The sequence below is a fragment of the Pseudomonas sp. GW821-FHT09C09 genome, from assembly GCF_059418105.1.
The window spans coordinates 612,775-636,862 of record NZ_JBWKPF010000005.1 but is presented as its reverse complement, the minus strand read 5'-3'; the positions used below and the strand labels follow the sequence as shown (position 1 = coordinate 636,862).

The 24,088-nt window shown below is 61.0% G+C and carries 24 protein-coding genes and 1 tRNA gene; 8 read left to right on the top strand and 17 right to left on the bottom strand.

The window, feature by feature from the left end:
• Nucleotides 1–201 precede the first annotated feature (201 nt).
• Nucleotides 202–1,104 (top strand): LysR substrate-binding domain-containing protein, encoded by a 903-nt coding sequence (locus AC07NR_RS19505; RefSeq protein WP_119426473.1) that lies wholly within the window; start codon nucleotides 202–204, stop codon nucleotides 1,102–1,104.
• On the opposite strand, the gene AC07NR_RS19500 is transcribed toward AC07NR_RS19505, so the two are convergent.
• Nucleotides 1,097–3,154, bottom strand: coding sequence for a methyl-accepting chemotaxis protein (locus AC07NR_RS19500; RefSeq protein WP_248739383.1), 2,058 nt, complete (start codon nucleotides 3,152–3,154; stop codon nucleotides 1,097–1,099). The two genes, AC07NR_RS19505 and AC07NR_RS19500, sit on opposite strands and share 8 nt — an antisense overlap.
• Nucleotides 3,155–3,487: 333 nt before the next feature.
• Here AC07NR_RS19500 and AC07NR_RS19495 point away from each other — a divergent pair, with 333 nt between their 5' ends.
• Complete coding sequence (locus tag AC07NR_RS19495) at nucleotides 3,488–4,705, top strand: MFS transporter (RefSeq protein ID WP_248739382.1); 1,218 nt, start codon at nucleotides 3,488–3,490, stop codon at nucleotides 4,703–4,705.
• 62 nt (nucleotides 4,706–4,767) lie between these two features.
• Here the strand turns inward: AC07NR_RS19495 and ychF are convergent, their stop codons facing one another.
• The 8 genes from ychF to AC07NR_RS19455 all read right to left on the bottom strand — a co-directional run bounded on the left by ychF (nucleotide 4,768) and on the right by AC07NR_RS19455 (nucleotide 11,684).
• A complete protein-coding gene (gene ychF, locus AC07NR_RS19490; protein ID WP_085709288.1) occupies nucleotides 4,768–5,868 on the bottom strand; it encodes a redox-regulated ATPase YchF in 1,101 nt (366 codons plus the stop codon).
• Nucleotides 5,869–5,890: 22 nt separating this feature from the next.
• Nucleotides 5,891–6,475: an aminoacyl-tRNA hydrolase gene (pth, locus tag AC07NR_RS19485; protein WP_007951726.1), complete on the bottom strand. Its 585-nt coding sequence runs from the start codon at nucleotides 6,473–6,475 to the stop codon at nucleotides 5,891–5,893.
• A 170-nt stretch (nucleotides 6,476–6,645) separates the two neighbouring features.
• Nucleotides 6,646–7,245, bottom strand: a complete 600-nt coding sequence (locus AC07NR_RS19480; RefSeq protein WP_085709289.1) for a 50S ribosomal protein L25/general stress protein Ctc — start codon at nucleotides 7,243–7,245, stop codon at nucleotides 6,646–6,648.
• A 140-nt stretch (nucleotides 7,246–7,385) separates the two neighbouring features.
• Nucleotides 7,386–8,327 (bottom strand): ribose-phosphate pyrophosphokinase, encoded by a 942-nt coding sequence (locus AC07NR_RS19475; protein ID WP_003171603.1) that lies wholly within the window; start codon nucleotides 8,325–8,327, stop codon nucleotides 7,386–7,388.
• 45 nt (nucleotides 8,328–8,372) lie between these two features.
• Nucleotides 8,373–8,447: transfer RNA gene (locus AC07NR_RS19470), tRNA-Gln, on the bottom strand.
• Between the two features lie 37 nt (nucleotides 8,448–8,484).
• Nucleotides 8,485–9,336 (bottom strand): 4-(cytidine 5'-diphospho)-2-C-methyl-D-erythritol kinase, encoded by an 852-nt coding sequence (gene ispE / locus AC07NR_RS19465; protein WP_114885505.1) that lies wholly within the window; start codon nucleotides 9,334–9,336, stop codon nucleotides 8,485–8,487.
• A gap of 2 nt (nucleotides 9,337–9,338) precedes the next feature.
• Nucleotides 9,339–9,956, bottom strand: coding sequence for a lipoprotein insertase outer membrane protein LolB (gene lolB / locus AC07NR_RS19460; RefSeq protein WP_096822732.1), 618 nt, complete (start codon nucleotides 9,954–9,956; stop codon nucleotides 9,339–9,341).
• 3 nt (nucleotides 9,957–9,959) lie between these two features.
• Nucleotides 9,960–11,684: a tetratricopeptide repeat protein gene (locus AC07NR_RS19455; protein WP_248739380.1), complete on the bottom strand. Its 1,725-nt coding sequence runs from the start codon at nucleotides 11,682–11,684 to the stop codon at nucleotides 9,960–9,962.
• 182 nt (nucleotides 11,685–11,866) lie between these two features.
• Here AC07NR_RS19455 and hemA point away from each other — a divergent pair, with 182 nt between their 5' ends.
• The 6 genes from hemA to AC07NR_RS19425 all read left to right on the top strand — a co-directional run bounded on the left by hemA (nucleotide 11,867) and on the right by AC07NR_RS19425 (nucleotide 17,225).
• Nucleotides 11,867–13,153 (top strand): glutamyl-tRNA reductase, encoded by a 1,287-nt coding sequence (gene hemA / locus AC07NR_RS19450; RefSeq protein ID WP_085700892.1) that lies wholly within the window; start codon nucleotides 11,867–11,869, stop codon nucleotides 13,151–13,153.
• Nucleotides 13,150–14,232, top strand: coding sequence for a peptide chain release factor 1 (gene prfA / locus AC07NR_RS19445; RefSeq protein WP_114885501.1), 1,083 nt, complete (start codon nucleotides 13,150–13,152; stop codon nucleotides 14,230–14,232). The genes hemA and prfA overlap by 4 nt, the downstream gene beginning before the upstream one ends.
• Nucleotides 14,233–15,063, top strand: coding sequence for a peptide chain release factor N(5)-glutamine methyltransferase (prmC, locus tag AC07NR_RS19440; RefSeq protein WP_495079188.1), 831 nt, complete (start codon nucleotides 14,233–14,235; stop codon nucleotides 15,061–15,063).
• Entirely contained in the window at nucleotides 15,057–15,812 is a 756-nt protein-coding gene (locus AC07NR_RS19435) for a molybdopterin-synthase adenylyltransferase MoeB (RefSeq protein ID WP_114885500.1), read from the top strand. Before prmC ends, AC07NR_RS19435 begins: the two co-directional genes overlap by 7 nt.
• Nucleotides 15,805–16,596, top strand: a complete 792-nt coding sequence (murI, locus tag AC07NR_RS19430) for a glutamate racemase (protein WP_495079215.1) — start codon at nucleotides 15,805–15,807, stop codon at nucleotides 16,594–16,596. The genes AC07NR_RS19435 and murI overlap by 8 nt, the downstream gene beginning before the upstream one ends.
• Before the next feature lie 110 nt (nucleotides 16,597–16,706).
• Entirely contained in the window at nucleotides 16,707–17,225 is a 519-nt protein-coding gene (locus AC07NR_RS19425; RefSeq protein WP_134828084.1) for an acyloxyacyl hydrolase, read from the top strand.
• A gap of 41 nt (nucleotides 17,226–17,266) precedes the next feature.
• On the opposite strand, the gene AC07NR_RS19420 is transcribed toward AC07NR_RS19425, so the two are convergent.
• The 8 genes from AC07NR_RS19420 to phrB are packed head-to-tail and all read right to left on the bottom strand — an operon-like array spanning nucleotide 17,267 to nucleotide 24,068.
• Complete coding sequence (locus tag AC07NR_RS19420) at nucleotides 17,267–17,575, bottom strand: YkgJ family cysteine cluster protein (protein ID WP_134828083.1); 309 nt, start codon at nucleotides 17,573–17,575, stop codon at nucleotides 17,267–17,269.
• 52 nt (nucleotides 17,576–17,627) lie between these two features.
• Nucleotides 17,628–18,119: a DUF2878 domain-containing protein gene (locus AC07NR_RS19415; RefSeq protein ID WP_495079187.1), complete on the bottom strand. Its 492-nt coding sequence runs from the start codon at nucleotides 18,117–18,119 to the stop codon at nucleotides 17,628–17,630.
• The gene (locus AC07NR_RS19410; protein WP_495079186.1) at nucleotides 18,112–19,386 is read right to left on the bottom strand and encodes a class I SAM-dependent methyltransferase; all 1,275 of its coding nucleotides are present in this window, start codon (nucleotides 19,384–19,386) and stop codon (nucleotides 18,112–18,114) included. Before AC07NR_RS19410 ends, AC07NR_RS19415 begins: the two co-directional genes overlap by 8 nt.
• Complete coding sequence (locus AC07NR_RS19405) at nucleotides 19,373–20,188, bottom strand: DUF1365 domain-containing protein (RefSeq protein WP_495079185.1); 816 nt, start codon at nucleotides 20,186–20,188, stop codon at nucleotides 19,373–19,375. The genes AC07NR_RS19410 and AC07NR_RS19405 overlap by 14 nt, the downstream gene beginning before the upstream one ends.
• On the bottom strand, nucleotides 20,185–21,432 hold the full coding sequence (locus tag AC07NR_RS19400; RefSeq protein ID WP_495079184.1) for an NAD(P)/FAD-dependent oxidoreductase: 1,248 nt from the start codon (nucleotides 21,430–21,432) through the stop codon (nucleotides 20,185–20,187). Before AC07NR_RS19400 ends, AC07NR_RS19405 begins: the two co-directional genes overlap by 4 nt.
• Nucleotides 21,429–22,211, bottom strand: a complete 783-nt coding sequence (locus AC07NR_RS19395; RefSeq protein ID WP_495079183.1) for an SDR family NAD(P)-dependent oxidoreductase — start codon at nucleotides 22,209–22,211, stop codon at nucleotides 21,429–21,431. The genes AC07NR_RS19400 and AC07NR_RS19395 overlap by 4 nt, the downstream gene beginning before the upstream one ends.
• Entirely contained in the window at nucleotides 22,208–22,630 is a 423-nt protein-coding gene (locus AC07NR_RS19390; protein WP_248739371.1) for a nuclear transport factor 2 family protein, read from the bottom strand. Before AC07NR_RS19390 ends, AC07NR_RS19395 begins: the two co-directional genes overlap by 4 nt.
• On the bottom strand, nucleotides 22,623–24,068 hold the full coding sequence (gene phrB, locus AC07NR_RS19385) for a deoxyribodipyrimidine photo-lyase (protein ID WP_495079182.1): 1,446 nt from the start codon (nucleotides 24,066–24,068) through the stop codon (nucleotides 22,623–22,625). Before phrB ends, AC07NR_RS19390 begins: the two co-directional genes overlap by 8 nt.
• Nucleotides 24,069–24,088 lie beyond the last annotated feature (20 nt).

The following is a 24,088-nucleotide window of genomic DNA, read 5'->3' as shown; positions in this document are numbered from 1 at the left end:
CTGCGATTGCGCTGTTGGTCAGCGAATCTGTCGGGCCATGGATATTATTTTTCTGGGCAGGATCGAGATTGCGTACGGGGTGAAACCAGCTGTTTTGTTGTTCTGCTGTGGCTCGATTATCGGCGAGGGGTTGCGCGGGGCGAAACTTCAATTTAAACATGGCAGGTGTTAGTTAATTTAATACCGACAGGTGCCAGGAACATGCCCGACCAGCGTTTGCCGCCACTCAATGCAGTGCGTGCGTTCGATGCCGCTGCCCGCCTGGGCAGCTATGTCGAGGCGTCGAAAGCCTTGCACGTGACTCAGCCGGCGATTGGCCGGCATGTGAAGCTGCTGGAGGACTGGCTGGGCATTCAGCTGTTCGAACGCACGTCACGCGGCGTCAATCTGACGCCGGCCGGTGAGAAGTACCACCGCAAGATCGCGACCGCCCTGCAGTTGATCATCGAGGCGGGCAAGGAGGCACGCCCCAAAGAGGCCGAGCGCTGGCTGCGGATCATGGTGGTGCCGGGTTTTGCCAAGCGCTGGCTGATGCCGCGCATCGAGGCCATGCGTCACCTGCGCCCGGGGTTGAAGTTTGCCATCGAACCGAACTCGACCTTCACCGAAGTGGATGGCAAAAGCGCCGATCTCGGCATCGTCTATGGCCTCGACGGGCAGTACGCGGACTCCCGTGAAGCGTTGATCTGCCCCCGTGTGTTTCCGATCTGCACCCCGCAATACCTGGCAAGCATCGAGCCGCTCGGCGGCCCGGCCGATCTGGTCCGGCACGAGTTGATCCACGTCGATGACGGCGAGTGGTGGAACCTGTGGTTCGCCGCCCATGACCTCGATATTCACCTCAATTCCGACATGCTCTACGTCAACAACGATCACGCGTTATCGGTGGCCGAGAGCGGGCAGGGCATCGCGTTGGCCAATGAGGTGCTGGTCCGCGAAGAGCTCAGGTCCGGCAAACTGGTGCGCGCGGTGGATGCTCAGGTGAAGCTGGAAAGCTATCGGGTGCTGACGCCGTCCGCCGAGCTGTCGGCGGATGCGGCGTGGTTCATTCAATGGCTCAAGTCCGAACTGGAAAAGGACTTCCCCGAAGCGTTGATCAACTGAGCCGGAAGCGCGCGGTGTTGTCGCTCAAGGCCTTGCTGCCCTGGCTCAAGGTGTCTGCCGCCAGGTTGACTGCCCGTGCGCCGTCGAGCAGGCGAACCGCTGCCTGATCGACCTGCTGGATATTGCCGCTGACCTCATCGGCGGTGCTCGCCTGTTCTTCCACCGCCGTGGCGATCTGGGCGAGGGTGTCGGTGACACTCTGCACGGCGCTGGCAATTTCCCCCAGACGTTCTCCGAGCCCGGTGACGGCTTCGGCATCCGATTGCGCCTGGCCGCAGGCCGCCTCCATCAGGCTAACCGCTTCATTGACCGTGTTGCGCAGACTGTCGACCGTACCGGCAATCTGCGCGGTGGACGATTGCGTACGCTGCGAGAGGCTGCGCACCTCGTCGGCCACCACGGCAAAACCGCGACCCTGTTCACCGGCGCGAGCGGCTTCGATGGCGGCGTTCAGCGCCAGCAGATTGGTCTGCTCGGCGACGCCGCGAATGGTGTCGACCACCAGTTGAATCTGCTGCCCTTGCTCGCTGACCCGGCCCAGCGCTGCCGCCGTTTCGTTCAGGCGCTGATTGAGCTGTTGAATGCTCGCCGTGGTGCGTTGACTGTCGCGGCTGCTGTCGGTGGCGATGCGCCGGGTCTGCTGGGCGCTGCCGGAGGCCTGTTCGCAGCTCTGCGCCACACCCTGGGACGTGGCCGCCAGTTGCGTGGCGGCGGCAGCGATTTGGCTGATCTGCAATTGCTGGGCTTCGACTTCGCTGAGGGCGCCGCTGGAGTGATCGTTGAGGCTGCGCACCGCGTGGCTCAGTTGTGAAGTCTCGTGATCGACACCCAGCAAACTGGTGCGCAATTGCACCACGGCCACGTTGAGCGCGGTGCTGATCGAGGCCAGTTCATCGCGACCCACGACAGGCACCTGCAGGCTCAGATTACCGTCGCGCAACGCTTCGGCGAGTACCGTGATGCCGCTGGCGCTGCGACGGATCGAGGCTTGCAGGCAGACGAACAGGTACAGCGCCGCGAGCAACAGGCAACCGAACACCGCCGCGACCACGATGAACTGACGGATCGCCGAACCGTGGTAATCGTCCAGTCGCTGATCCAGTGCCACCAGTGATTGCTGACGCAGCGTGGCGAGATTGCCGAGCAGGGCATCGAGGCTGCGTTCGAAGTCTTCCGGTTTGAGATTGATGCTGCCGCCGAACACGCCGTCATCCAGCACCTTCAAACCGGCATCCAGCTGTTTGAGGCTGTCGTGATACTGCCCGGCCCAGCCTTGCAGATCGTTCGGCAGCCGCGCTTCCAGAAGGCTCGCTGTTTTAACAAGCTGCTCCCGGGCATCACCGATGCGGCTGCGCAGGTCCCGCAATTGAAGGCGACTTTGCAGGGTGAATTGACCGGAAACCACAGACGCCTGGCCCACGGCTGCAAGTCGGCCGACCCGTTCGATCAGGTCCGGTGCATGTTGAGTGGAAATCTGCGTCAGCAGATAGGTTTCCAGCCACGGCGCGAGGATCAGCCGATTGTCCATCGCAATCTGCTCACGCAATGCTTGCAGGGCGCTGAGGGCGTTGGTGAAACGATCGTAACCGTCCGGCCACCAGCCGACGCCGGCCAGGCTCTTGGAGTCCAGACCGCCGAGGGCGGTTTGCAGGGCCTGGAAGCGGGCCAGGGTTTCACCTTCTGCAGCTTCGGTTTGCAAGGCATTGCCCAGATCCACTGTAGCCTGAGCGACGGCAGGCTGGACGGCATCGAATGCAGCCATGGCCGCGAGGGTGGCGGGCGTCGGTTGGCGGTTGGTTTCCGTGGCACGCCAGCGAGCTGCGCGGTCGCGTTGAGCGGCTAGCAGGTTGTCGAGCGCATCGAGGGCGAGCAACTGCCGCACGCCGGCACGTTCGCCGGAAATCAGGTTGAGCTTGACGCGATAGTCCTGGCCGATCATCAACAGGCTGCCGGCCAACGGCAGGATGAACAGCAGAAACAACAACTGGAATTTACGCGCGAAGCCAAACCGCCCCAGCAATTTGATCCCCGGTAACAAGAAAGCCTGCATGCCCCATGACTCCTCTGGACACCACGCACCATCGGCGTGCGCCGCGCTCTTTGCGAGCGCGATCCGTGCCCTGCTAAAAGGCTTCGAAAGTCCACTCTCGCCCGCTCTGTAGGCAGACTCTGTAGCAGAACTTCCCATTCTCGATCCCCTTTGTAAGGGGGCCGCGTTCAAGCGAAGAAGCAAGGCAAGAATCAGACCATGGCTTTGCGCTATCACTTTTACTGCGATGAATGAATAGTTCGTTAGCTGGCTAAGGGGATGGCGCTGGCGCACCGAAAAATGGCACATTGATGCACCTGCCTGCGTGCACCCATCTGCTGTACGGAAACTCCCATGGCTATCAGCAACGTTCAGACCGCCGCTGCGTCGGCGTCCGCTCCTCCCCAAAGCAGTCCACTGGTGATGCGCATCATCGGCGCGGTGGCGCTGGCGCATTTGATCAACGACCTGATCCAGTCAGTGCTGCCGTCGATCTATCCGATGCTCAAGGCCAACTACGGCTTGAGCTTCACTCAGGTCGGCCTGATTACCCTGACCTTCCAATTGACCGCGTCGCTGTTGCAGCCGTGGGTCGGTTATCACACTGACCGGCATCCGAAACCGTGGCTGTTGCCGGCCGGTTCCGTGTGTACGCTGATCGGTATTGTGATGATGTCGATGGTCGGCAGTTTCCCGCTGATTCTGCTGGCGGCGGCGCTGATCGGTATCGGCTCCTCGACCTTTCACCCCGAAGCTTCTCGTATCGCACGGTTGGCCTCCGGCGGGCGTTTCGGTCTGGCGCAATCGACCTTCCAGGTCGGTGGTAACGCCGGTTCGGCATTCGGCCCGTTACTGGCGGCAGCGATCATCATTCCCTTCGGACAGGGCAACGTGGCGTGGTTCGGGCTGTTCGCAGTGTTTGCGCTGTTCGTGCTGTACCGCATCAGTCGCTGGTACGCCCATCACCTGAACCTGTTCAAGCTCAAGGCCGGCCAGGCTGCCACTCATGGACTGTCGAAGGGCAGGGTGGTCAGTGCATTGGTGGTGCTCGGGTTGCTGGTGTTCTCCAAGTATTTCTACATGGCCAGCCTGACCAGTTACTTCACGTTCTACCTGATCGAAAAGTTCGACCTGTCGGTGGCCAGTTCGCAACTGCATCTGTTTCTGTTCCTCGGCGCGGTGGCGGCGGGCACATTCTTCGGTGGGCCAATTGGTGACAAGATCGGCCGTAAGGCTGTGATCTGGTTTTCGATTCTTGGCGTTGCGCCATTCACGCTGCTCATGCCCCATGTTGATCTGTTCTGGACCACTGTCCTGAGCGTGGTGATCGGCTTCATTCTGGCGTCGGCGTTCTCGGCCATCGTGGTGTACGCGCAGGAGCTGGTGCCGGGCAATGTCGGGATGATTGCCGGGGTGTTCTTCGGGCTGATGTTCGGCTTTGGCGGGATTGGCGCGGCGTTGCTCGGGCATCTGGCGGACATTCACGGCATCGAGTACGTGTACTTCCTGTGCTCGTTCCTGCCGTTGTTCGGGGTGCTGGCGATTTTCCTGCCGAGAACCAAAAAGGCCTGACGGGCTGAATTTCAGGCACAAAAAAGCCGCGTATCGAACGCGGCTTTTTTTGGGTGCAGCTTTTACACGTTGAAGCGGAAGTGCATCACGTCGCCATCTTTAACGATGTAATCCTTGCCTTCCAGACGCCATTTACCGGCTTCCTTGGTGCCCGCTTCGCCCTTGTACTGGATGAAGTCGTTGTAGGCGATCACTTCGGCGCGGATGAAGCCTTTCTCGAAGTCGGTGTGGATCACGCCGGCGGCTTGTGGTGCGGTGGCACCGACGCGGACGGTCCAGGCGCGGACTTCTTCGACACCGGCGGTGAAGTAGGTCTGCAGGTGCAGCATTTCGTAGCCGGCGCGGATCACGCGGTTCAGGCCAGGCTCTTCCAGGCCCAGGGCCTCGAGGAACATGTCTTTCTCTTCACCGTCGTCCAGCTCGGCGATTTCCGCTTCGATCTTGTTGCAGACCGGAACGACCATGGCGCCTTCTTCTTCGGCGATGGCCTTGACCACGTCCAGGTGCGGGTTGTTCTCGAAACCGTCTTCAGCGACGTTGGCGATGTACATGACCGGCTTGGTGGTCAGCAGGTGGAAGCCCTTGATGATTGCCTTCTCGTCGGCGCTCATGTTCTTCATCAGGCTGCGCGCAGGCTTGCCTTCGGTGAAGTGCGGGATCAATTGTTCCAGCAGGGCCTTCTGGGCCACTGCGTCCTTGTCACCGCCCTTGGCGTTGCGCGCGACTTTCTGCAGTTGCTTCTCGCAGCTGTCGAGGTCGGCGAAGATCAGTTCCAGGTCGATGATTTCGATGTCGCGCTTCGGGTCGACACTGTTGGAAACGTGGATCACGTTTTCGTCTTCGAAGCAGCGCACGACGTGAGCGATCGCGTCGGTTTCGCGGATGTTGGCCAGGAACTTGTTGCCCAGGCCTTCACCTTTCGACGCGCCAGCCACCAGGCCTGCGATGTCGACGAATTCCATGGTGGTCGGCAGTATGCGCTTCGGATTGACGATTTCCGCCAGAGCGTTCAGGCGTGGATCCGGCATCGGCACGATGCCACTGTTCGGCTCGATGGTGCAGAAGGGGAAGTTCTCGGCCGCGATCCCGGATTTGGTCAGGGCGTTGAACAGGGTGGACTTGCCGACGTTAGGCAGGCCGACGATGCCGCAATTGAATCCCATGGTGTTTCCCCTCGGATTAGAGTCAGGCCTTCTGGCTGTGCAGGTTTTTCATCGCGCGGTTCCATTCACCGGCGAGGATATCCGGCAGCACGCCGAGGGCAAAGTCGATGCTGGCATCGAGTTTTTCCTGTTCGGCGCGTGGCGCACGACCCAGGACGAAATTTGAAACCATACTGGCGACGCCCGGGTGGCCGATGCCAAGCCGCAGGCGGTGGAACGTATTCTGATTGCCCAATTGCGCAATGATGTCGCGCAACCCGTTATGACCGCCATGGCCGCCGCCAACCTTGAGCTTGGCGACGCCCGGAGGCAGATCGAGTTCGTCGTGCGCCACCAGAATTTCTTCGGGCTTGATGCGGAAGAAACCGGCGAGTGCCGCCACGGCCTGGCCGCTGCGGTTCATGTAGGTGGTGGGAATCAGCAGACGAACGTCCTGACCCTGATGCGAAAAACGCCCGGTCAGGCCGAAATACTTGCGATCGGCCACGAGATTCACGTTCTGTGCGTGGGCGATGCGCTCAACAAAAAGGGCCCCTGCGTTATGCCGGGTCTGTTCGTATTCAGCGCCTGGATTTCCCAGGCCAACGATCAGTTTGATGGCAGTCACGATAGGGGCCCTTCCTTGGAGTGGTGGATAACATCGCCGCGATCGGGGAAGGCGGCGAAAGTGGACGAAAAATGCTCATTTACCATGGATGTAAACTCCGCGTTCCCGCCCGCTTTCTCGCTACGTTCCAGTCCGCGATGTTACCTGTTCACTCCGGCTTTACAGAGTGATTACTCTGCAGCGCCTTCGGCAGCTTCTGGAGCAACACGTGGAGCGTGGACGTTGGCAACAGCCTTGTCATCGCCGTGTGCCAGAGCAACGAACTCAACACCTTTAGGAGCTTTCAGGTCCGACAGGTGAATGATGGTGCCGATTTCGGCTTTGGCCAGGTCGACTTCGATGAACTCAGGCAGGTCTTTGGCTTCGCAGGAAACTTCGATTTCTGCAACAACGTGCGAGATCTCGCCGCCTTTCTTGACCGGAGCTTCTTCGTTGATGAAGTGCACTGGAACAACAGCAGTCAGTTTCTTGCCGGCAACAACGCGTACGAAGTCGGCGTGCATGATGAACTGCTTGGCCGGGTGACGCTGCATGGCTTTAACAACCACGTCTTGCTTGACGCCGCCGATGTTCAGTTGGATGACGTGGCTGAAAGCAGCCTCGTCTTCGAACAGCTTGGCTACTTCTTTAGCCAGCATCATGATGGACTCAGGAGCCTTGTCACCACCGTAGACAACGGCAGGAACCTGGCTGGCGAGACGACGCAGGCGGCGGCTCGCACCTTTCCCCAGGTCGGTACGCGCTTCGGCGTTCAGGATGAAATCAGTCATTTTGTATCTCCAAAATAGCCATGTCCGGGCGACGTCTGCGACCGACGTCAAAGCGGCATGGGCAAAAAAGCCCCGCCCCAACATGAGTGTTGGGGCGGGGCGCTTTTCGTCAACGAGACATTTCGAGAAGGGCAGGGCCCTTAGCGGAACATCGCGCTGATCGATTCTTCATTGCTGATGCGGCGAACCGCTTCGGCAACAACCGGTGCGATATCCAGTTGACGGATACGTGCACAGGCTTGTGCTGCTGCGGACAGCGGGATGGTGTTAGTGACCACCAGCTCGTCCAGCACGGAATTTTCGATATTCTCGATGGCCCGACCCGACAGCACAGGGTGTGTGCAGTAGGCAAAGACCTTGGCTGCGCCATGCTCTTTCAGGGCCTTGGCCGCGTGGCACAGGGTGCCGGCGGTATCGACCATGTCATCGACCAGGATGCAGGTACGCCCTTCGACATCACCGATGATATGCATCACTTCAGAGTGATTGGCTTTCTCACGGCGTTTGTCGATGATCCCGAGATCCACGCCCAGCGACTTGGCAACGGCACGTGCACGCACGACGCCACCAATGTCCGGGGACACGATCATCAGGTTCTCGAAGCGCTGATCTTCGATGTCATCCACCAGAACCGGGGAGCCGTAGATGTTATCTACCGGAATATCGAAGAAACCCTGAATCTGGTCAGCATGCAGATCAACCGTGAGAACACGGTCGATGCCGACTACGGTAAGCATGTCAGCAACGACTTTCGCGCTGATAGCCACACGTGCGGAACGCGGACGGCGATCCTGACGGGCATAACCAAAATAAGGAATAACAGCAGTGATACGAGTAGCCGAGGAGCGGCGGAAGGCGTCAGCCATCACTACCAGTTCCATCAGGTTATCGTTGGTCGGAGCGCAAGTCGGCTGAATAATGAAAACGTCTTTACCGCGAACGTTTTCATTGATCTCGGCTGTAATTTCGCCGTCGGAGAATTTACCGACAGAGATGTCACCGAGAGGGATATGCAGCTGACGTACGACACGCCGAGCCAGATCGGGGTTAGCGTTCCCCGTAAAGACCATCATCTTGGACACGCGCAGTACCTAGAGGCTGAGGGTAACCTGGATGAGTATAGAAAATGGCAGGGGCGGCTGGATTCGAACCAACGCATGGCAGGATCAAAACCTGCTGCCTTACCGCTTGGCGACGCCCCTGTATCTGTTGCTTGCAAGTGCCGGGCACTTGGTTCCTTTAGAGCAGACTTTGCAGCTTGCGATGCAACATCGAAACGTTGCTTCCTTTTGCTACAAACCCTGTAAGGGTCTCTGTCAGAAGGGCCGAGACTTTATCAGCTTCAGCTTTGCTTGGGAAGCCCCCAAACACACAACTTCCAGTTCCGGTGAGTTTTGCTTCGGTAAAATTACCTAACAAATTCAATGCGTTACGTACTTCTGGATAACGCCTTGCTACCACCGGCAAGCAGTCATTTCGACTGTTTCCCTCGGGAACGGGGCGCACTTTAATGGGCGGCGTGTTACGTGTCAACAATGGATCTGAAAAAATTTCTGCCGTACTAACAGAGACTTGCGGTACGAGCACGACATACCACGGTTCGGCGGGCTCGACCGGGGTCAGTTTCTCGCCGACACCTTCGGCGAAAGCCGCGTGGCCACGGACGAACACCGGCACGTCGGCGCCCAGGCTCAGACCCAGTGTTGCCAGCCGATCTTCATCCCAGCCCAACTGCCAAAGATGATTGAGTCCGAGCAGGGTGGTCGCCGCATTCGAGCTGCCACCGCCGATGCCGCCGCCCATCGGCAGGATCTTGTCGATCCAGATGTCGATGCCGAGGGCGCAACCGGATTGCTCTTGCAGTTTTTTCGCCGCACGCACGATCAGGTTGCTGTCGTGGGGCACGCCGTCGAATTCGGTGTGCAGGCGAATCACGCCATCGTCACGGACGGCGAAGGTGATTTCGTCGCCGTAGTCGAGGAACTGAAAAATCGTCTGCAACTCGTGATAGCCGTCTTCACGACGACCGAGAATGTGCAGCATCAGATTGAGTTTGGCGGGCGAAGGCAGCGTCAGGCGTGGAGCGGTCATGCTTATTGCCCTAATTTACGCGGTTGCCAGGTCTTGATGACCAGCGTCACGTCCAGGTCGGTGCCGTGCAGTTTGATCCGCTCGGGGAGCCAGTAACCATTCTGTTCGGCATAACCGAGGTATTCGACCTGCCAGCCATCCTGTTCCAGGTTGGCCAGGCGACTGTCGCCATCGAGGGTCAGGCGACTCTTGCTGGCCGGAGCCGGCAGGCCGCGAACCCACCATGCCAGGTTCGAGACGGGCAGTTTCCAGCCGAGTTGTTCTTCCAGCAGGACTTCCGGGGATTGCGCGTCATAGCGGCCCTGATTGGCGACCTCCAGCGAAACCTTGCCCGGACGACCGGTCAGTCGTGCAGCGCCACGGCCCAGCGGGCCGGACAGGCGGATGTCGTAATAATCCTGACGTTGCAGCCAGAACAGCGTGCCGCTGCCCGAGTCTTTCGGGGCGCGGATGCCGATCTTGCCGTCAATCTGCCAGCCATCGAGGCCGGTCAGTTGCTGTTTGTTCGCGGCCCATTGTGCCGGGCTGCCATGGCCTTCGACGGATTCGCGGGCGCCAAAACCCGCGCAACCGGCGAGCAGGGCGATGAAGCTGAAAACGATGACGTGGCGCAAAAACATGGGTTAAAGAGTCTCGGATCCGGTCAGGCGCTTGATGGTGCTGCGCAGAATGGTGCTGTCGGGCTGATCCTTGAGGAACTTGCCCCAGATTTGTTTGGCTTCGCGCTGGTTACCCTTGGTCCACAGGACTTCGCCCAGGTGAGCGGCGACTTCGTGATCGGGGAAGCGCTCCAGCGCCTGACGCAGATACTTCTCGGCGTCATCCAGATTGCCCATGCGGAAATTCACCCAGCCGAGGCTGTCGAGTACCGCCGGATCTTCCGGGTTGATCTGGTGCGCCTGCTCGATCAGCGCCTTGGCTTCGGCGTAGCGGGTGGTGCGGTCGGACAGGGTGTAGCCGAGGGCGTTGAGCGCCATGGCATTGTCCGGGTCGCGCTTGATGATCAGGCGCAGGTCTTTTTCCATCTGCGCCAGGTCATTGCGTTTTTCCGCCTGCATGGCCCGGGTGTAGAGCAGATTCAGATCGTCCGGGTATTGCAGCAACGCCTGCTGCAGGGTTTTCCAGGCCTTGTCGCCCTGATTGTTGGCGGACAGGGTCTCGGCCTCGATCAGGTACAGCTGGATCGCGTAATCCGGTTGCGCATCACGTTCAGCGGCCAGTTTGCTCTGGGCTTCGGCGGTCTTGCCGTTGTTCATCAGAATGTCGGCCTGACGCAGTTGCGCCGGCAGATAGTCGTTGCCCGGCCCGACCTGGGCGTACTCGATCAGTGCGCCTTGCGGGTCGTTGCGCTCTTCGGCGATGCGGCCCAGGTTCAGATGCGCGGAATCGACATGGCTTTCCCGGGCGATCAGGTCTTCCAGGTAACCCTTGGCCTCGTCCCAGGCCTTGGCTTCCAGGCACACCAGCGCCAGCGAATAACGCAATTCGTCGTCTTCCGGATATTGCTGGACCAGCGTGGAGAACTCGACCTTGGCGTCGTCCATCCGGTCCTGTTCCACCAGCATCCGTGCGTAAGTCAGGCGCAGGCGCTTGTCGTCCGGGTACTTCTTGATGTTCTTCTGCAGCAGGGGCAGGGCTTCGTCGCCACGGTTCAGCCCTTGCAGCAGGCGGGCACGCAGCAGGATCGGGGCGATTTCGCCGTCGTCCGGCGGATTGTCTTCAAGCAGGGTCAGCGCACCTTTGGTGTCGCCGTCCTGCTGCATCAGCAGGGCCTTGCCGAAAATCAGCTGATTGTTGTGCGGGTGGCGCTGCAGCAGACGGTCGAAACTCTTCATCAGACCGTTGCGGGTTTCCTGATCGGTGTCGGCGGCCGACAGCGCGAGGAAGTCGAAATGGGTGTCGCCCTTGCCCTGCAGGACTTTCTCCATGTAGACCATCGAGTCGTCATAACGCCCGGCGCGTGCCAGTTGCACGGCGGCGGCGCGTTGCGCCTCGAGGTCATCCGGGGCGTTTTTCGCCCAGATCAGTGCGGTATCCAGCGCCGGTTGATCCGCGCCCAGGTACTCGGCGATACGGAACGCCCGCTCGGAAACACCCGGATCCTGGGTGTTGATGGCCTGGGTCACGTAGTTGTCCAGGGCAATGTCGAAGCGATTGCGCTGGCCAGCGAGTTCGGCGCTCAGCAGGCTGAACACCGTTTCCTGGCTGAACGAGCTGTAAACCTTGGGCTTTTCAGGGGCTGGCGTGGTGTCTTCGACCGATGAGGCGCCATCGTGCGAAACGGGGGCCAAGGCCTGGCAGCCGCTGAGGAAGACAAAAGCTAGAAGCAACGCGGAAGATCTATTCATATAGGAAGAGGACGACTAACCTGCGGTCGGATCATCATGACACAAGCCTTCGGCCAAACATAACCGAGTCTCGATTGTGGCCATTATAGGGGCCGACAATTGGGACAATAGTCAGCGGTAGTTGTTCTGAATCTGACGAAGTAGGACAATTGCCGGCTTCACGTCACCATCAGCGACCTTGAATGGCCTTCCTTGCACTCGGTATCAACCACAAGACTGCTTCAGTAGACGTCCGCGAGCGCGTGGCCTTTACCCCTGAGCAGCTGGTGGAGGCCTTGCAGCAGCTCTGCCGACTCACCGACAGCCGCGAAGCTGCGATCCTTTCCACCTGCAATCGCAGTGAACTGTATATAGAACAGGATCAGCTTTCGGCCGATATCGTGCTGCGCTGGCTGGCCGACTATCACCATTTAAGCCTCGATGAGCTGCGCGCGAGTGCTTATGTGCATGAAGATGATGCGGCAGTTCGTCACATGATGCGCGTCGCCTCCGGGCTCGACTCGCTGGTGCTGGGCGAACCGCAGATCCTCGGCCAGATGAAATCGGCCTACGCCGTGGCCCGCGAGGCCGGCACCATCGGGCCGCTGCTCGGGCGCTTGTTCCAGGCAACGTTCAACGCCGCCAAGCAAGTGCGCACCGATACTGCCATTGGCGAAAACCCGGTGTCCGTGGCGTTTGCCGCGGTCAGCCTGGCCAAACAGATTTTCAGTGACCTGCAACGCAGCCAGGCCCTCCTGATCGGCGCCGGCGAGACCATCACCCTGGTCGCCCGCCATCTGCATGATCTGGGGGTCAAGCGTATCGTGGTGGCCAACCGCACGCTGGAACGCGCCAGCCTGCTGGCGGAACAGTTCGGCGCCCACGCGGTATTGCTGTCGGACATTCCGGCGGAACTGGTGCGCAGCGACATCGTCATCAGCTCCACCGCCAGTCAGTTGCCGATCCTCGGCAAGGGCGCCGTTGAAAGCGCCCTGAAGCTGCGCAAGCACAAGCCGATCTTCATGGTCGACATCGCCGTTCCCCGGGATATCGAACCGGAAGTCGGCGAACTCGACGACGTTTACCTCTATAGCGTCGACGATCTGCACGAAGTGGTCGCCGAAAACCTCAAGAGCCGTCAGGGCGCAGCGCAAGCCGCCGAAGAGATGGTCTCGGTCGGCGCCGACGATTTCATGGTGCGCCTGCGCGAGCTGGCTGCGGTCGACGTGCTCAAGGCCTATCGTCAACAGAGCGAACGCCTGCGCGACGAAGAACTGCAAAAGGCCCTGCGCCTGCTGGCCAATGGCGGCAACGCCGAAGACGTGCTGGGCCAGCTGGCCCGTGGCCTGACCAATAAACTCCTGCACGCCCCGAGCGTGCAGTTGAAAAAGCTTTCTGCCGAAGGCCGCCTCGATGCGCTGGCCATGGCCCAGGAACTCTTTGCCCTCGAGGGCTCACCGGATAGCTTTTCGGATAAAAAACCGCAATGAAAGCGTCACTGCTCAATAAGCTGGACATCCTCCAGGACCGTTTCGAGGAACTGACGGCGCTGCTCGGCGACGCCGAAGTCATTTCCGACCAGACCAAATTCCGCGCCTATTCCAAGGAATACGCCGAAGTCGAGCCGGTCGTCGAAGCCTATAAACAGCTGCTCAAGGCCCAGGCCGATCTGGAAGGCGCCCAGGCGCTGCTCAAGGACGGCGACCCGGACATGCGGGAAATGGCCGTGGAAGAAGTCCGCGAAACCAAAGAGCAACTCATCGAGCTGGAAGCCACCTTGCAGCGCATGCTGCTGCCCAAGGATCCCAACGACGGGCGCAACGTGTTCCTCGAAATCCGCGCCGGCACCGGTGGCGACGAGGCGGCGATCTTCTCCGGCGACCTGTTCCGCATGTACTCGCGCTATGCCGAGAAACGCGGCTGGCGGGTGGAAATCCTCTCGGAGAACGAAGGCGAGCACGGCGGCTATAAAGAAGTCATCGCCCGGGTCGAAGGCGACAATGTCTACGGTAAGCTGAAATTCGAGTCCGGCGCGCACCGCGTACAACGCGTGCCGGCCACCGAATCCCAGGGCCGCATCCACACCTCGGCCTGCACCGTGGCCGTGTTGCCGGAGCCCGACGAGCAGGAAGCGATCGAGATCAACCCGGCGGACTTGCGCGTCGACACCTACCGTTCCTCCGGGGCCGGTGGTCAGCACGTCAACAAGACCGACTCGGCGATCCGTATCACCCACTTGCCGACCGGCATCGTGGTCGAGTGCCAGGAAGAACGTTCCCAGCACAAGAACCGTGCACGGGCGATGGCCTGGCTGTCGGCCAAGCTCAACGATCAGCAGACCACCGCAGCGGCCAACGCCATCGCCAGCGAGCGTAAATTGCTGGTGGGTTCCGGCGACCGCTCCGAGCGTATCCGCACTTACAACTTTGCCCAGGGACGGGTCACCGACCACCGCGTCAACCTCACCCTGTACTCCCTCGACGAAATCCTCGCCGGTGGCGTCGAAGCGGTGATCGAGCCGTTGCTGGCCGAATACCAGGCCGACCAACTCGCAGCGATAGGTGAATAAATGACCATCATCGCCAGCCTGTTGCGTGCCGCCGAACTGCCGGACTCGCCCACCGCACGCCTGGATGCCGAACTGCTCCTCGCTGCGGCGCTGGGCAAGTCCCGCAGTTTTCTCCACACCTGGCCCGAGCGCATCGTGCCGAGCGAAGCCGTGCTGGTCTTCACCGAATACCTGCAACGCCGCCGCAGCGGTGAGCCGGTGGCCTACATTCTCGGCCAGCAGGGTTTCTGGAAGCTGGATCTGGAAGTCGCGCCGCATACGCTGATTCCGCGCCCGGACACCGAACTGCTGGTGGAAGCCGCACTGGAATTGCTGCCGGCGACCCCGGCCAAGGTTCTAGACCTTGGCACCGGCAGTGGGGCGATTGCGCTCGCTCTGGCTAGCGAGCGTCCTGCGTGGAGTGTCACCGCCGTGGATCGCGTGCTGGAAGCCGTGGCCCTGGCCGAGCGCAACCGTCAGCGTCTGCACCTGAACAACGCCACGGTGCTCAGCAGTCACTGGTTCAGTGCCCTTGAAGGCAAGCGATTCCAGCTGATCATCAGCAACCCGCCATATATTCGCGCCGCCGATCCGCACCTGGTCGAAGGCGATGTGCGTTTCGAGCCGGAAAGCGCCTTGGTGGCCGGCATCGACGGGCTCGACGATCTACGACTGATCATCGCCCAAGCGCCGGCGCATCTGGAGGCCGGTGGCTGGCTGATGCTCGAACACGGCTATGATCAAGCCGAGGCCGTGCGCGATCTGTTGCTGACGCAAGGTTTCGAAGAAGTCCACAGCCGCACCGATCTGGGCGGCCATCAACGGATCAGCCTGGGGCGCTTGTCGTGCTGAATGATCAGGAATTGTTGCGCTACAGTCGGCAGATCCTCCTGCAACACATCGACATCGATGGCCAGTTGAAGCTCAAGGACAGCCGCGTGCTGATCGTCGGCCTCGGCGGTCTCGGCGCTCCGGTTGCCTTGTATCTGGCGGCGGCGGGCGTCGGCGAGCTGCATCTGGCGGATTTCGACACGGTCGACCTGACCAACCTGCAACGCCAGATCATCCACGACACCGACAGCGTCGGCATGACCAAGGTCGACTCGGCGCTCAAGCGCCTGAGCGCGATCAATCCTGAAATCCGACTGGTGCCCCATCGTCAGGCACTGGACGAGGATTCCCTTGCCGCCGCCGTTGCAGCGGTGGATCTGGTGCTCGACTGCTCTGACAACTTCTCCACCCGCGAAGCGGTCAACGCCGCGTGTGTGGCGGCGCGCAAACCGCTGGTCAGCGGCGCGGCCATCCGTCTCGAAGGACAACTGTCGGTATTCGACCCGCGTCGCGCCGAGAGCCCTTGCTATCACTGCCTGTACGGTCACGGCAGCGAAGCCGAACTGACCTGCAGTGAAGCCGGCGTGGTCGGCCCGCTGGTCGGGCTGGTCGGCAGCCTGCAAGCGCTGGAAGCCTTGAAGCTGCTGGCGGGTTTCGGCGAGCCGCTGGTGGGGCGCCTGCTGTTGATCGATGCACTGGGCTCGCGATTCCGTGAGCTGCGGGTCAAGCGTGATCCAGGATGCAGCGTCTGTGGTTCGCACCATGCGTGAAGCGCCGATTGCCGTATTCGATTCCGGCGTCGGTGGCCTGTCGGTGCTGGCGGAAATCCAGCATCTGCTGCCCAATGAGTCGCTGCTGTACCTGGGCGATTGCGGGCATATTCCTTACGGCGAGAAAACCCCGGAGTTCATCCGCCAGCGTTGCAACGTGATGGCCGGTTTTTTCCGCGAGCAGGGCGCCAAGGCGTTGGTGATCGCCTGCAACACCGCGACCGTGGCCGGCGTTGCCGATCTGCGGCGTGATTTCCCCGACTGGCCGATTGTCGGCATGGAGCCCGCGGTCAAGCCGGCTGCTGCGGCGACACGCAGCGGCGTGGTCGGCGTCCTCGCGACCACTGGCACCTTGCAGAGCGCGAAGTTCGCGGCTTTGCTCGACCGTTTTGCCACCGATATCCGGGTCATCACCCAGCCGTGCCCGGGGCTGGTGGAGCTGATCGAAAGCGGCGACCTGCACAGCGCCGAGTTGCGCGAGCTGCTTCTCCGCTATGTCGAACCGCTGCTGGGCGCGGGTTGCGACACGATCATTCTTGGCTGCACCCACTATCCGTTCCTCAAGCCGCTGCTCAAGACGATGCTCCCAGACGACATCAGTCTGATCGACACCGGCGCCGCAGTGGCCCGGCAACTTCAGCGCCTGCTGGCCGAGCGCGATCTGCTTGCCGAGGGGCCGAGCCGCTGCGCGAAATTCTGGACCAGCGCCGATCCGCAATCCTTGAAAAACATCCTGCCGCTGCTGGGACAAACGCCCGGCGATGTGCAAAGCTTCGCGATGTAAAAAAGTTGTGTCATAACTGAAAAATCAGCTGAACTTCTGTTCAAGCGCCGATTTCTATAAGCGTCAAGCACACTAAAAACCATACGACCGTTAGGAAAAGGATGTTTCAAGTGAAGCGACTATTCTGCTTGGCCGCGATTGCGGCCGCACTGATGGGGCAAAGTTTTACTGCACAGGCCGCTGGCGTGGAATTCGGGGTTGGAGCCACCAGCGATTCAACGATGACCTATCGCCTGGGGATGAATTTCGACTGGGACAAGAGCTGGCTGCAAAGCGATGTCGGTCGTCTGACCGGTTACTGGAGCGGCGCCTACACCTACTGGGAAGGCGACAAGGGCTCCAGCAACAACAGCCTGTCGTTCTCGCCGGTGTTCGTTTACGAGTTTTCCGGTGAGTCGATCAAACCCTATGTCGAGGCCGGCATCGGCGCCGCGGTGTTCTCCAACACCGACTACGAAGGCAACAAGATCGGCCAGGCCTTCCAGTTCGAAGACCGCATCGGTTTCGGTCTGCGCTTCCATGGCGGGCACGAGGTGGGGATCCGTGCGACCCACTATTCCAACGCCGGCATGTCGAGCAACAACGACGGGGTAGAAAGCTACTCGCTGCACTACACGATGCCGTTGTAACACCCATGAAAAAAGGAGCGCCTGGCGCTCCTTTTTTGTATTCAACGGTACGCCGTGGCAATCCCCAGGCGTTCCTCGATGCATTCCGGCGCGCCCATTTCGAATTCGCGGCAGATCAGCGGGCGTTTTTCGTAGATGGTGCACATCATCGTGTCGCGATCCAGCGCCGCGCACCAGCCGTCGTCCAGACGCAACATGACTTCCCCACCCCATTCATCGGTATCGATATAACGCTCGGGTACGCCAGTGTCGGTGATCAGCATGACTTCGAGCTGACAGCAGCAGGCCGCGCAGGTCGAGCAGGTGACGGCGGGTTCGTCGTCGATTGGCTGAAGGGGAATGGTTTTCATGGGCGCAGTGTACGGCAGTGACCCGCACGCGTGTGAAAGCCCTGACGGACGATTACTGCACCAGGCGCCGCGACAAGAGGTGCAATAACGGAAACAGCAACGCCCACAACAGGCCGATGCCGATCAAGGTCGGTAACTCGCCGTAGGGAAACTGCACCCCGGCCAGTCGTCCACCGGCGCAGTACGACAACGCGCCACCCACGGCCCCGAGCGCACTTGCCAGCCACCATGGCCGGGCGCTCCATTGCAGGCAATGGCGCAATGTCGTGGCCAGCAGTGCCCACAACAACATCAGCCACAACGGAATCAGCGGCGACAGGTCCTTGAACTCGAAGACCCCGAGACCGCGCAGGCCGCTGTCCACGGCGGTGCCCAGAATCACCACGCTGAGAATCAGTCGGCCCTCAGCCGCCCAACTGCTGATCCAGCGCAGATGAATCACCAATACCGCCAGCGCCACCAGCAGCCACAGGCTGTTGCCGCCGAGCACGCAGGCCAGCCAGCCGATCTGGAACAGAACCGCGTTGGCGATCCGCTCAAGCATCGAAGCGTCCGAGCAGCGGTGCCGGCATCGCCGCCGGTTTGGCCAACAGCAATTGCGCGGTGCCGATGGTGCGTTCGAGGAAGCCGCCCTCGCAGTAGCACAGATAAAACTCCCACAGCCGCAGGAAATAATCGTCGTAGCCCAATTCGCTCAGGCGGCCGTGGGCATGGCGAAAATTCTCGTGCCACAGGCGCAGGGTCCGGGCGTAGTGCAGGCCGAAGTCTTCCATGTGCAGCAAATTCATATCGGTATCGCGGCTGACGATTTCGAGCATCTTCTGCACACAGGGCAGGGCGCCGCCGGGGAAGATGTAACGCTGGATGAAATCCACGCCGCGTTTCGCCTGCTCGTAGCGTTGATCCCGGATGGTGATCGCTTGCAGCAGCATCAGGCCGTTGCTCTTGAGCAGGTGCGCGCATTGCTTGAAATAGGTCGGCAGGAAGCGATGACCGACCGCCTCGATCATCTCGATCGACACCAGTTTGTCGTACTGGCCGGTGAGGTCGCGGTAGTCCTTGAGCAGCAGCGTCACCCGGTCCTGCAGGCCGAGGCTTTCGATGCGCCGGGCGGTGAACGCGTATTGCTCTTTGGACAGGGTGGTCGTGGTGACTTTGCAGCCATAGTGCTGCGCGGCATACAGCGCCATGCTGCCCCAGCCGGTGCCGATCTCCAGCAAGTGATCACCAGGTTCGAGTGCGAGTTTCTGGCAGATCCGTTCCAGTTTGTTCAGTTGCGCCTGTTCCAGACTGTCGTCGGGGCTGAGGAACTGCGCCGCCGAATACATCATGGTGGGGTCGAGAAACTGCTCGAACAGATCGTTGCCGAGGTCGTAGTGCGCGGCGATGTTTTTCTGCGAGCCCTTGCGTGTGTTGCGGTTGAGCCAGTGCAGCCCGCGCACCAGCGGCCGGCCGATTTTTGCCAGTCCGCCTTCCATGCTATCGAGCACCTCAAGGTTGCTGACGAAGACCCGCACCACGGCCGTCAGATCAGGTGAACTCCAGTAACCATGAATAAAGGCTTCACCGGCACCGATCGACCCGTTACCCGCAACCATGCCCCACACCGCCGAATCGAGGACATGAATCTCGCCCAGCAACGCACTGCCCGGTGTGCCGAAGACCTGGCGTTCGCCGTCCTCGATCACTACCAGTTGCCCGTGCTTGAGTTGTGCGAGCTGACGCAGGACACCGCGACGCAGCAGCGAGCCGGTGATGCCGTGGGTACTGAACGGGATGGCGGCTCTGGCCGAAACGCTAGAGGATTTCATGGCGGTGCTCCTCGGGAGACGCAGTGGCGGTTCGAAAGCTGTCGTCAGCCGTCCGATGGGCAAACAGCGGGGTGCGCTTGAGCAGCAGACGCAGGGCCTGCCAATAGATCGCGAGGGCGGTTTTCGCGGTCATCCACGGAAAGCGCCACAGATGTCGGTGCAGGTTGTGTCGATCAAGAGGTTCGCGTTTCAGGTTGAGCGTGGCGTCGAACAGTTTGCGTTCGCCCTGCCAGTCGGCCATGTGCACACCCAGGGCTTGCGCGGCGGGACTGAAGCTCATGCGGTATTCCAGGTCCGGCGGCAGGAACGGCGACACGTGAAACGCCTTGGCCACGGCAAAGTGCTGGTGGAAGTCGCGCACGCTGGTCGGTGCCCGCGCCGGCAGCACATAGTGATAACGCTCGCGCCACGGCGTGTTGCTGACTTCGCAGAGAATCGCTGCCAGTTGCCCGTCGGCTTCGTGGCAATAAAAGAAACTCACCGGGTTGAACGCCAGGCCCCAACTGCGGGGCTGGGTCAGCAGGCAGATCGAACCCTGTGGCTCATGACCGAGGGCCGCGCCGACCTGCAGGCGCACGGCATCGATCAGTCGCACACCGCGACCGGTGAACGTCTTGAGGTAGTCGGTCTCGCGAAACGAGAACGGTGCAAAGCGGCTCGCACCGGACAGTGGCGAGAGGTTCAGCACAGCGTCCTGTTCGGCCAGGTCGAGATACAGAAGTCCGATCCGGTAGCGGAACTCATGCCGACGCGGGGCGAAGCGCCGGTGGGCGATCCAGCCACTGTAGAGAGCGCTGTTCACAGGCTTTCTCCGAACGCGGCGGCGACGCGTAAAGCGCTGACCACGCCGTCTTCATGAAAACCGTTGGCCCAGTAGGCGCCGCAATAATGGGTGTGTTGCGCACCGTCGAGTTCGGCCCAGCGCTGTTGGGCCGCCACTGCCGCGAGGCTGAATTGCGGATGGGCGTAGGTGAAACGGGCAAGCACTTTGGACGGGCTGATCCCGGCGCTTTGATTGAGGCTGACGCAGAACGTGGTGTCGCTCTGGATGCCTTGCAGGATATTCATGTCGTAGGTCACGGCCGCCTGAGTATGTCCCGCACCGCCGAGGCGATAGTTCCAACTGGCCCAGGCCCGCCTGCGGGTCGGCAGCAGCCGGGTGTCGGTGTGCAGCACCACTTCGTTGTCAGCGTAGGGCAGGGCGCCGAGAATCTCCCGTTCGGCACGGCTCGGATTGGCCAGCAGTTGCAATGCCTGATCGCTGTGGCAGGCCAGCACGACTTTGTCGAAGTGTTCGATGCCGACGGGACTGTGGATAACCACGCCGTGTTCGTTGCGTTCGATCCGGTTTACCGGGCAGTTCACGCGGATCCGCTCTTTGAATGACGCGGTCAACGGTGCGAGGTAGGCACTGGAGCCACCCTCGATCACTCGCCATTGCGGACGATTGCTGACCGACAACAAGCCGTGGTTCTCGAAAAAACGCACAAAGAACTGCAGCGGAAAATTCAGCATCTCGGCCATCGGCATCGACCAGATCGCCGCGCCCATCGGCACGATGTAATGCAGGATGAAACGCTCGCCGTAGCCGCCGGCCTTGAGGTAATCGTCCAGTGTGGTGTCGCTGGCGATCCGCTGTTCGGCGAGGTCGCGCCGGGCTTCCTTGTTGAAGCGCAGGATGTCCCGCAGCATGCCCCAGAACCCCGGCGACAACAGATTGCTGCGCTGAGCGAAGAGGCTGTCGAGGTTGTTGCCGTTGTATTCCAGGCCGGTATCGGGGTCGGTCACCGAAAAACTCATTTCGGTGGCTTTGCTGCTCACACCCAATTGGCCGAGCAGGCGTATGAAGTTCGGGTAGGTCCAGTCGTTGAACACGATGAACCCGGTGTCCACGGCATATTCGCGACCCTCCACCGTGACTTGTACGGTGTGGGTATGGCCGCCGACCCAATCGCCGGCCTCGAACACCGTGACGTCATGTCGGCGACCGAGCAGGTAGGCGCAGGTCAGGCCTGCGATCCCGCTGCCGACAATGGCGATGTTCACGTCGGATCCCGCAAGGGTGGTGTACTGCGCACCATGCGCTTGCCGATCGCCAGTTGTACTTGTGCGGGCATTTTCGACAGCGGCCAGAGCGCCGCCATGAACAGTGCCGGAAAGGCAATCTCCAGTGGCCGGTCCTTGAGCCTGCCGAAAATGTGGCTCGCGGCTTTTTCCGCAGGCCAGCTCAATGGCATCGGGAAGTCGTTTTTGGCGGTCAGTGGCGTTTCGACAAAGCCCGGGCTGATGATGGTGACTTCAATGCCTTCGTCCGCCAGATCGATGCGCAATGACTCGAACAGATAACGCAGCCCGGCTTTCGACGCACCGTACGCTTCGGCCCGGGGAAGCGGCACGTAGGTGACGGAGCTGGCCATGCCCACCAGATGCGGCGCAGTTCCTTTGCGCAGCAGAGGCAGGGCGGCTTCGATGCAATAGCTGCTGGCGAGCAGGTTGGTGCGTACCACGTGTTCGACGATCGTAGCGTCGAACTGTTTTGCATCGACGTATTCGCAGGTGCCGGCGTTGAGGATCACGCTGTCCAGCGTCCCCCAGTCCAGCGCGATCTGTTCACCGATTTCCCGTACGGTCTGGCTATTGGTGAGATCCCCGGCCACGACCAGTACCTGGCCCGGGTAGCGTTGCGACAGCTCTTTGAGCGGTGCGACCTGGCGGGAACTGACCGCCAGGTGCGCACCGCTTTTCAGAATCTCTTCCGCCAGTGCTGCACCGATGCCACTGCTGGCACCGGTCAGCCAATAACGGCGTGGCGTTGAACGGCTCATCCCAGTCTCCTTTTCAGCCAGGCGATTACCCGGCCCAATATGGGTAAATGTTCGTAAAGCAGCGCCCCGGCGTCGAAGTAATCCCGGTGGCGATAAACCTTGTCACGCCAGAGCAGGTGCGAACAGCCCGTGACGCGAATCAGTCGTCCGCCGGCCAGGCGCGGGTGGCGGTAGCTCATGACCCAGCGCAGGTAGCCTTCGCAGTCGCCGATCTGGTCGAAGCCATGGAAGTCGAACCGCAACTCGCTGACGTTGGCGTACAGCTCGCTAAAGTAGGCGCGCAATTGCGTCAGTCCCTGTACTTCGTGCAGTGGATCGGTGAAATGAATGTCCTCGCTGTAGAGCGCGTCCAGGCTGTGCAGGTTGTCCTTGTTCAACTGCGCGAACTGGCGGGCGAAACGGCGCAGGAATTCACTCATGGCCTTCTCCGACAGACGCACGGGAGGGCAGGTTCTTGAACGCGGTCAGTGCCCGTTCCCGTGAAGTGCTCAGGTTGACGATCGGCGGCGGATAGTCCGCCACGCCGAACAGCCCGCCGGCACTCGCCGGGTTGTGCACTTCTTTCTTGTTCAGCCCGGCCAGTTCAGGCAGCCAGTGCTTGATGAACAGGCCTTCGCTGTCGAATTTTTCCGACTGGCTGATCGGGTTGAAAATCCGGAAATACGGCGCCGCATCGGTGCCGGTCGATGCGCTCCACTGCCAGCCGCCGTTGTTGGCCGCCAGATCGCCGTCGATCAGGTGGCGCATGAAAAAACGCTCGCCTTCGCGCCAGTCGATCAGCAGGTTCTTGGTCAGGAACATCGCCACGACCATGCGCAGGCGATTGTGCATCCAGCCGGTTTCGAGCAATTGGCGCATGGCTGCGTCGATGATCGGCAGGCCGGTGCGTGCTTCCTGCCAGGCCGCCAGTTCCTGCGGTGCATCGCGCCAGGCCAGGGCTTCGGTTTCCGGGCGGAACGCGCGATGCCGGGACACGCGTGGGTAGCCGACCAGAATGTGTTTGTAGAACTCGCGCCACAGCAGTTCGTTGATCCAGGTAACGGCGCCGACCTTGCCGCTTTCGAATTCGCCCTGATTGCTTTGCAGCGCGGCATGCAGGCACTGGCGCGGCGAGATCACCCCCGCAGCGAGATAGGCCGAGAGCTGGCTGGTGCCGGGTTTGGCCGGGAAGTCGCGCTCGCTTTTGTAATAGTCGATCTGCACGTCGGCGAAGGTGTCGAGACGGCGTCGGGCTTCGGCTTCGCCGGCGGGCCACAGGTTGCGCAACGCTTGGCCGGGTGTCGGGAAACCTTCGATGGAGTCGGGTACCGGATCGCTGGCGATGTTCAGCGAGTCCTGTGCGGACGGCACCTTTATCAAGGCCGGCATCGAGCGATGCAGGCGTTCGTAGCAGACTTTGCGGAACTGGCTGAAGACCTGAAAGTAGGTGCCGGTTTTGGTCAGTACGCTGCCGGGCTTGAACAACAACTGATCGAGATAGCTGTGAAACGCGATCCCTTCGGCCTGCAATGCCCGGGCAACGGCCGCATCGCGGCGGCTTTCGTGGACGCCGTATTCCTCATTGACGTGAACGGCTTCGACCTTTAACTGCCGACAGAGCTCAAGCAACACCGCCGGGGCCTTATCCCAGTGCGGGGCGCTGCGGATCAGCAGCGGGATGTTCAGCTCGCCGAGACTCTTGCTCAATTCCCGCAGGTTGCGCAGCCAGAAATCGATCTTGCACGGTGCGTCGTCATGTTCCTGCCATTGTTCGGGGCTCGACAAGTACACGGCCACAGTCGGGCCACGCTCGGCGGCGGCCGTCAGGGCGGTGTTGTCATGTTGGCGCAGGTCGCTGCGCAGCCAGATCAATTGCATGGTGTTCTCTGCACGAATCA